The following is a 7,591-nucleotide window of genomic DNA, read 5'->3' on the forward strand; positions in this document are numbered from 1 at the left end:
TAGAATCGATGATGTCGGAGGCAAGCCGGGTGCTGTCGGGCATCTCGCGCGGCGCCGGCCTGGTGATCACCTCGAAGAGCGACCCGGTTCTCAAGCATGTGGAGTTCATCCGGCTGGAGCCGACCAAGGCGCTTGCCGTGCTCGTTGGCGATCACGATCAGGTCGAAAATCGCATCATCGAACTGCCAGCCGGCACCACGTCCTCGCAGCTCACCGAAGCCGCCAACTTCCTCAACGCCCATATGACTGGCCAGACGATGCCGGAATTGCGGCGGCAATTGCAAAGCCTCAAGGAAAATGTGCGTCAGGAGCTGGATACCCTGTCCCATCAGCTGGTCGAGCGCGGTATAGCAGTCTGGTCCGGGGGCGATGACGACGGCAAGCCGACGCAGCTCATCGTGCGCGGCCAGTCCAATCTGCTCGCCGAGATCGGCGGTGCGGAGGATCTGGATCGCCTGCGGTTGCTCTTTGACGATCTGGAAAAGAAGGACAGCCTGATCGAGATCCTCAATCTTGCCGAAAGCGGGCCGGGCGTGCGCATCTTCATCGGATCGGAAAACAAGCTCTTCTCGCTGTCCGGTTCCTCGCTCATCGTTGCGCCCTATCGCGACGAAGATGATCGTATCGTCGGCGCGGTCGGCGTCATCGGCCCGACGCGGCTGAATTATGCCCGCATCGTGCCCATGGTGGACTATACGGCCCAGCTTGTTTCGAGGTTATCGCGGCCTGGGATGTGACGGCAGCGGCCATATCCGGCCGGAGATGATTGCGGCGGTCGCGAAATGCCGCGAATTGGCTGTTCTTCTCGACAAAGCCTTGATTTTTTCCGGCCAAACCTCGATATCGGGCACATTCAAAGACCAAGCAATTCGGAGACCGTCATGACCGACGAAACAACGAAAACCGGACCTGACGCCACGGCGGCCGACACGTCAGCGGAATTCGCGCAGGATGCTGCGGAAACCGTTGACACGGCCGAGTCGTCTCAGCCGGATCCGGTTGAGCTGCTGAAGGCCGAAAACGGCGAACTGCGTGATCGCTACCTTCGTCTCGCCGCGGAGATGGACAACCTCCGTCGCCGCACCGAGCGCGACGTGAAGGATGCCAAGTCCTATTCCGTGGCAAGCTTCGCCCGCGACATGCTCTCGGTGGCGGACAATCTGCGCCGTACGCTGGATGCCATTCCGGCGGAAGCACGCGCCAGCGCCGATGCCGGCCTGAACACGCTGATCGAAGGCGTGGAGATGACCGAGCGTTCGATGCTCTCGGCCCTGGAGCGTCACGGCGTGCGCCAGCTGGAGCCCGTCGGACAGAAGTTCGACCCCAATTTCCACCAGGCCATGTTCGAAGTGCCGAACGCCGAAGTGGCGAACAATACCGTCGTGCAGGTGGTGCAGGCCGGCTTCGTCATTGGCGACCGCGTTCTGCGCCCGGCCATGGTCGGCGTTGCCAAGGGCGGCCCGAAGATCGTCGAAAATGCCGAGCAGGGCGCCAACAGCCCGCTGGACGAAAAGGACGCCTGATCCTTTTTCGGGTAGCGCAATTCCAGGAAAAGTGCGCCGCGGTTTTCCGTCCGGAATTGTGTAAAAACAAAATGATGGAGCGTTTTCGCGATTCGAGGAAAAGCGGAAAGGCTCCAGCGGCAACAAAAGAAAGAGCCGGACGACGTCAGATCGTCCGGCTCTTGTTTTTGTCTTGGTTCGATGCGGCGCGGGCCGTCACGCAGCGTTGGATGCCTGCTCTTCGTTGAGGAATGCGTAGATGGCGGAGGCTGAATCGGTGGCCCGCAGCTTGGCGACCAGATCCTGGTCCCGCAGAACGCGCGCAATGCGCGACAGCGCCTTCAGGTGGTCGGCGCCAGCACCTTCGGGCGCAAGCAGCAGAAAGACGAGATCGACGGGCTGGTCGTCCAGGGCCTCGAAATCGACAGGCGCTTCGAGACGCGCGAAAATGCCGGCGATAGACTTGATGTTGGCAAGCTTGCCATGCGGAATGGCGATGCCGTTGCCGACGCCGGTGGAGCCCAGGCGCTCGCGCTGCAGCACGACATCGAAAATTTCTCGCTCCGGCAGGCCCGTCAGCTTGGAGGCCTTGGTGGCCAGCTCCTGAAGCAGTTGTTTTTTGGAATTTGCCCTCAAGGCGGGTATGATCGCATCTTGCTGTAGCAAATCTGCCAATGCCATTCTCTTTTTCCTTCGTGTCGCCGAGAACCGATGACGAGCAAGCAGCGGCCGGTCGCCACTGGGCGCAGCCGCCGCTCATCTTCCATTCTCAGCCTTTGATATTGGCCGCGTCGATCCAGCCAATGTTACCGTCCTGGCGACGGTAGACGATGTTCAGATGTTCCTTGCCGGGGCTGCGGAAGAGCAGCAACGGCTCGTCGGTCATGTCGAGCGCCATCACGGCCGTCGCAACCGACATGGTCTTCAATTGCTTCGTGCTCTCGGCAACGATCGCCGGTGCGAAATCGGCGGGAACCTCCTCGTCGTCATCGGGCACGCCGTCCATGACGGTGTAGGCGACTTCAGCCTGGCCGTTCATATGGTTGCCGGCTTGATGGTCCTTGAGTTTGCGTTTGTAGCGGCGCAGGCGCTTTTCGATGCGCTCGGACGCTGCATCGAAGGCAAGCTGTGGGTCCATGGCTTCGCCGGCAGCATGCAGCACGACACCGCTGTCGAGATGAAGCTTGCAATCGGCCGCAAAGCGCGAACTGGACTTCTGCACAGTTACCTGACCCGAATACCCCCCGTCGAAGTATTTGGTCACGGCCATACCGATCTGGTCTTCTATCCGTTGGCGGAAGGAGTCACCAATTTCCATATGTTTACCGGAGACACGCACACTCATGGAGTTTCCCTTCTTGTAGTGGTTATTGCGCGTATCAGTTTACGCCAAGCCTCAAGCTCATCCAAGCACTTCACGCAGTCAAAGGCAAATTGCGTATCTCGACCGCCTTTTGGATGGTGGGGATAAGTTTCATGGTCGTGCTGTCAGTCCTGCAGCGATTGCGGCGGGCTTCTAGCCTTGCCGCATGGGAAAGTCAACCGCGTCTTAACGGACTGTTAGGAGTCGGACATCCGGCGGTTGAAAGGCCGCAATCGTCAGAAACCGGAGACTTTGGCGAGCGCTCGTTTCTCGCGTCGGCGCTGTACCGACGAGGGAATGTTCATGGCTTCCCGGTATTTTGCAACCGTGCGGCGGGCAAGCTCGATCCCGCCCTTCTTCAGCGTATCGACGATATCGTCGTCGGACAGAACCGCATCCGGGCTTTCGTTCGAGATCAGCAGGCGGATCTTGTGGCGCACGGCCTCAGCCGAGTGGCTGTCGCCACCCTCGACGGCGCCGATCGAAACCGTGAAGAAATATTTGAGTTCGAACAGTCCGCGCGGCGTCAGCATATACTTGTTCGAGGTCACGCGGCTGACCGTCGATTCATGCATCTTGATGGCATCCGCCACGGTTTTCAGATTGAGCGGCCGCAGGTGATCGACGCCATGCAACAGGAACGCGTCCTGCTGCCTGACGATCTCGCTTGCCACCTTCATGATCGTCTTGGCGCGCTGGTCCAGGCTGCGGGTCAGCCAATTGGCGTTCTGCAGACATTCCGACAGGAAGGCATGATCCTGGCTGGTCTTGGAGACGGATGCGAAATAGGACTGGCTCACCAGCACCCGCGGCAGCGCATCCGGATTGAGCTCCACCAGCCAGCTCCCGTCCGCGGCCGGACGCACGACGATATCGGGCATGATCGCCTCGGATATGTCGGTCTCGAAGCCGCTGCCGGGCTTGGGGTTGAGCTGGCGGATCTCCGCCATCATGTCGAGCAGGTCTTCCTCATCGACGCCGCAGAGCCGCTTCAGCGTGGCAAAATCGCGCCGGGCAAGCAGCTCGAGATTTTCTATCAGCCGCTCCATGGCGGGATCGAAGCGATCCTTCTGCCGGAGCTGGATTGCCAGGCACTCGCTGAGGGAGCGGGCAAAGACGCCGGGTGGATCGAGCTGTTGCAGGACATCCAGCACGCGCTCCACGTCTATGAGCGCCGTGCCGAGGCGTTCTGCCGTTTCGCCGAGTTCGGCGCGCAGATAGCCGGCATCGTCGAGCTGATCGACGAGGTGCTGGGCAATCAGCCGGTCGCCCATGGCGGGGAGCGAGAAGGGGATCTGTTCATTGAGATGATCGCGCAGCGACACCTGGCCCGCGACGAAATCGTCCAGATCGTAGCTTTCGCCGGCTTCGCCGCCGGGCATGGATTTCCACTGGCTGAGCAGCTCCGGCGCATCGGCGCGCTGCGGGCCGCCATCGTCGGGAAAGACGTCGCTGAAATTGGTGTCGAGCTCCTCGCTCAGCCGGGTGGTATTGCCGGTGTTGTCGTTCTCGTACCAGTCGCTCGCAAGATCACCGCCGCCGCGGTCGGAGTCGTCGTCGCCGTGGGATTCTTCCGCAGCTTCGAAACGGTCATCCTTGGTCTCGCGGTCTGCATTGCTGCCTATATCCTCGTCATTTGACGAAAATTCCAGCAGCGGGTTCTTCTCGACTTCCTGGGCGATGAATTGAGTGAGTTCGAAATGAGTCATCTGCAGCAACTGGATGGATTGCATCAGTTGCGGTGTCATCACCAGGCTCTGGCTTTGGCGCAGAAAAAGATTGGCCGATAGTGCCATGGCGGACGCGAGACTCCCCTTGAACTCCTCGGGAATCCGCGCTTCCATCCATTAAAATCTTCGCGAAATTCCAACTGGCCCAAAAATTGCTTTTTTATTGGATTTGGTCAAGCGGAACTGTGAAGCGGAAGTAGATTTCCGCCATGCAACGGCACGCCGGTAATATTAGCGCGTGAAGGAATGGAATTTCAGCCTATCAGAGGCTGAAATTGTCACCCAGATACAGCTTGCGTACTTCAGGATTGCTGACGATATCGTTCGCCCTGCCGTGCGTCAGCACCTCGCCCGCATGGATGATGTAGGCACGGTCGATGAGGCCGAGCGTCTCGCGAACATTGTGATCGGTAATCAACACGCCGATGCCGCGGGCGGTCAGGTGATGCACGAGGTTCTGAATGTCGGCGACCGAGATCGGATCGACGCCGGCGAAGGGCTCGTCGAGCAGCATGAAAGTCGGGTCGGTCGCCAGCGCGCGGGCGATTTCAAGGCGGCGGCGCTCGCCGCCCGAAAGGGCGATCGCCGGCATGGTGCGCAGATTGCGAATGTGGAACTCCTCCAGCAATTCGTCGATCTTGCGCTCCCGCTTCGTCTTGTCCTTCTCATGGACTTCGAGTACGGCGCGGATGTTTTCTTCCACGGTCAGGCCGCGGAAGATCGAGGCTTCCTGCGGCAGGTAGCCGACGCCGAGCCGCGCGCGGCGGTACATCGGCATCGTTGTGACGTTGTTGCCGTCGATCTCGATCGTGCCTTCATCGACCGGCACCAGTCCGGTGATCATGTAGAAGCAGGTGGTCTTGCCCGCACCGTTCGGCCCGAGCAGCCCCACGGCTTCGCCGCGGCGTACAACCAGCGAAACGCCGTTGACGACGCGCCGCCTGCCGTAGGTCTTGGTGAGGCCACGGGCGATCAGCGTGCCCTTATAGCGTGCCTTGTCCGCAGCCGGCGAGCCCGATGCTGCAGAAGACGGCCCGGGCACGCCGGGCAAAGTGGAGGTTGTCGATGTCGTCACGAGGGAGCCGGTATCAGTTCTTTTTTTGCTGCTGCTGTACTTGCTGCGACTTCGGATCGAGCTGGATCTGGACGCGGCCCCCACAGGCATCGAGCTGTGCTTCGCCCGATGCCATGTGCACGGTGAGCTGGCAGCCTGTGAATACGTTCGGCCCGTCGGTCAGAACCACCTTCTTGCCCTTCAGGACCGCAAGCTGATTGGTCATGTCGAAAGAACCGTCGTCCGCCGTTGCCGTCTGCGTGCCCGAGACGAGGTAGACCTTGTCGGTGACCAGAATATGGTCGATGTTGGCGTCGCCCGACACCAGCGACTGGTTCTGCTCCTTGGCGGCCTTGGCGACCGGGTTGTCGAGCTGCTTGGCGTCACCCGCCTGCTTCTTCTTGTAGAAGACCGTCATCTTGCCAGCCTGCATGGTCGTGGTGCCCTGGACCACCTTGACGTTGCCGGTAAAGACGGCCTGGCTCTCCTGGTCATGGATCTCCAGCTTGTCGCTTTCGATCTGGATCGGCTGATCCTTGGAGAGGGCAAGACCCGGCATCGAGCTGGTCGTCGACTGCGCGCCGGCGTCGGCAGCTGCGAAGAAGGCGACTGCGCCAAAAGCACAGAGAAGGCCGGCCTTGCGCAAGCCGGAGTTGAAAATTGAATTTGGCCAATACTTTATCATGAACCGCCCGGCTTCTGTTCGCTATCTGAATTATGGAGAGCAGCAGGTTCGATGTTCATCCGAACCTGCCCGTCGAATTCGATTACGCTTCCCTTATCCGTCATCTTGAGCGAACGCGCAACAACCGACATGCCGCCTCGGGAGATGGCAACCTGATCCTGGCTGGAGAGATCACCCTTCTTCACGTCCAGGAACGCGGTCGTGAATTCGGCGCGCAGGCCATTGTCCATCTCGACGACGAAGGGCTCGGTAAGCTTCAGCGTGTCGGCCTGGCGATCGAAATCCGCGCTCTGGGCCACGACATGCGCGATCACGTTGGTGTTGACCGGCATGGATGCCTTGATGGTCTTCAGCGTGATCATGTTCGGGTTCCTGATGTCCTGCAGCGCCTTTTCGGCGAGGAGGGAATAATTGATGCCGTCCTTGTTGCGTCCGGCGATCGCGGGCCGCTCCATGACCACCTTGCCGTCCTCGATCCTGGCGCCTTCGATCTTGATGTCGGCCGGCAGGTAGGCGCGTATGACGGAGACGGCGACGAATATCAGCGACACGATGACGGCGGCAAGCGGTAGCAGCACCCTGAGCCGCTTCACGCGGTTCGAGTGGAAGATCGCGTCCTTATACGCGTTTCTTTCCGGCATCGAGCGCATTGCCTCGCCGGGGGGCTCGATCGTATTGAGCATGCAACAGTCCGTCTTCTTATGATCCGGAGAACCGCATTCACGCTATGCGAGGCTGTGCCAAAAAGCCTGTCGGATCGTTTCGCATTATTGCAATGGCTTGCCAATATGGATTTTTTTCTGCAGCGGGCGAATTTAGGCAGAAAAATGTGCCATAAACCGGTTTCATCAGGTCGGACGATACCCTATCTGATGAACCGGCAGAGCGGGTCCCGCTGCCGACATCGGGAACGGGAAACGCTTTTCTCTGAAGATTGTGCCCGTTTCAAGGTGTCATACATCCGATTCGTAGCGCATTCGATTTGTTGCAGGGAGAAATAAGGCGTGATGGACAGTTCTGCAATCGCGGATCGGCGACAAATGCGCCGCAAGCTTGGTTTCTGGCGAATTGTTGCCGTTTTGCTGCTTGTGGCGCTGGGATTCGCGCTCTATCGCTTCTTTGCCGCCGACCTGCCGGATGCGCGCGGCCCGCAAATCGCCCGCGTCACGATTTCCGGGCTCATCCAGGATGATCCCGAACTGCTGGAGCGGTTGAAGAAGATCCGCGACAACGATCAGGTCAAGGCACTGATCGTTT

General features: G+C 59.8%; 8 protein-coding genes and 1 pseudogene. 3 read left to right on the top strand and 6 right to left on the bottom strand.

Annotated elements, in window-relative coordinates; translation table 11 throughout:
• Together Q4Q11_RS30015 and grpE are read left to right on the top strand one after the other, a co-directional pair.
• The coding region (locus Q4Q11_RS30015; RefSeq protein WP_498571752.1) for an HrcA family transcriptional regulator at nucleotides 1–737 on the top strand (737 nt) is incomplete at its 5' end.
• A gap of 144 nt (nucleotides 738–881) precedes the next feature.
• A complete protein-coding gene (grpE, locus tag Q4Q11_RS30020; protein WP_498571753.1) occupies nucleotides 882–1,523 on the top strand; it encodes a nucleotide exchange factor GrpE in 642 nt (213 codons plus the stop codon).
• A 195-nt stretch (nucleotides 1,524–1,718) separates the two neighbouring features.
• Here the strand turns inward: grpE and ptsN are convergent, their stop codons facing one another.
• The 6 genes from ptsN to lptC all read right to left on the bottom strand — a co-directional run bounded on the left by ptsN (nucleotide 1,719) and on the right by lptC (nucleotide 7,017).
• Complete coding sequence (gene ptsN / locus Q4Q11_RS30025) at nucleotides 1,719–2,183, bottom strand: PTS IIA-like nitrogen regulatory protein PtsN (protein WP_112506236.1); 465 nt, start codon at nucleotides 2,181–2,183, stop codon at nucleotides 1,719–1,721.
• 88 nt (nucleotides 2,184–2,271) lie between these two features.
• Nucleotides 2,272–2,847: a ribosome hibernation-promoting factor, HPF/YfiA family gene (gene hpf, locus Q4Q11_RS30030; RefSeq protein ID WP_112506239.1), complete on the bottom strand. Its 576-nt coding sequence runs from the start codon at nucleotides 2,845–2,847 to the stop codon at nucleotides 2,272–2,274.
• Between the two features lie 254 nt (nucleotides 2,848–3,101).
• Nucleotides 3,102–4,709, bottom strand: coding sequence for an RNA polymerase factor sigma-54 (rpoN, locus tag Q4Q11_RS30035; RefSeq protein WP_498571754.1), 1,608 nt, complete (start codon nucleotides 4,707–4,709; stop codon nucleotides 3,102–3,104).
• Nucleotides 4,710–4,857: 148 nt separating this feature from the next.
• A complete protein-coding gene (gene lptB / locus Q4Q11_RS30040) occupies nucleotides 4,858–5,760 on the bottom strand; it encodes an LPS export ABC transporter ATP-binding protein (protein ID WP_498571755.1) in 903 nt (300 codons plus the stop codon).
• Nucleotides 5,684–6,334: an LptA/OstA family protein gene (locus Q4Q11_RS30045; protein WP_498571756.1), complete on the bottom strand. Its 651-nt coding sequence runs from the start codon at nucleotides 6,332–6,334 to the stop codon at nucleotides 5,684–5,686. Before Q4Q11_RS30045 ends, lptB begins: the two co-directional genes overlap by 77 nt.
• On the bottom strand, nucleotides 6,331–7,017 hold the full coding sequence (gene lptC / locus Q4Q11_RS30050) for an LPS export ABC transporter periplasmic protein LptC (RefSeq protein WP_112506243.1): 687 nt from the start codon (nucleotides 7,015–7,017) through the stop codon (nucleotides 6,331–6,333). Before lptC ends, Q4Q11_RS30045 begins: the two co-directional genes overlap by 4 nt.
• Before the next feature lie 324 nt (nucleotides 7,018–7,341).
• On the opposite strand from lptC, the pseudogene Q4Q11_RS30055 reads away from it, so the two are divergent.
• Nucleotides 7,342–7,591, top strand: a pseudogene (locus tag Q4Q11_RS30055) (signal peptide peptidase SppA); the annotation flags it as partial.

It is taken from the genome of Rhizobium sp. UFLA01-1127 (assembly GCF_059803845.1).

What these genes read in the sequence shown, in the direction of transcription:
- ptsN (WP_112506236.1), bottom strand. Translation starts at nt 2,183, where the DNA reads ATGGCATTGGCAGATTTGCTACAGCAAGATGCGATCATACCCGCCTTG.
- lptC (WP_112506243.1), bottom strand. Translation starts at nt 7,017, where the DNA reads ATGCTCAATACGATCGAGCCCCCCGGCGAGGCAATGCGCTCGATGCCG.
- lptB (WP_498571755.1), bottom strand. Translation starts at nt 5,760, where the DNA reads ATGCCTGTGGGGGCCGCGTCCAGATCCAGCTCGATCCGAAGTCGCAGC.
- hpf (WP_112506239.1), bottom strand. Translation starts at nt 2,847, where the DNA reads ATGAGTGTGCGTGTCTCCGGTAAACATATGGAAATTGGTGACTCCTTC.
- Q4Q11_RS30045 (WP_498571756.1), bottom strand. Translation starts at nt 6,334, where the DNA reads ATGATAAAGTATTGGCCAAATTCAATTTTCAACTCCGGCTTGCGCAAG.
- grpE (WP_498571753.1), top strand. Translation starts at nt 882, where the DNA reads ATGACCGACGAAACAACGAAAACCGGACCTGACGCCACGGCGGCCGAC.
- rpoN (WP_498571754.1), bottom strand. Translation starts at nt 4,709, where the DNA reads ATGGAAGCGCGGATTCCCGAGGAGTTCAAGGGGAGTCTCGCGTCCGCC.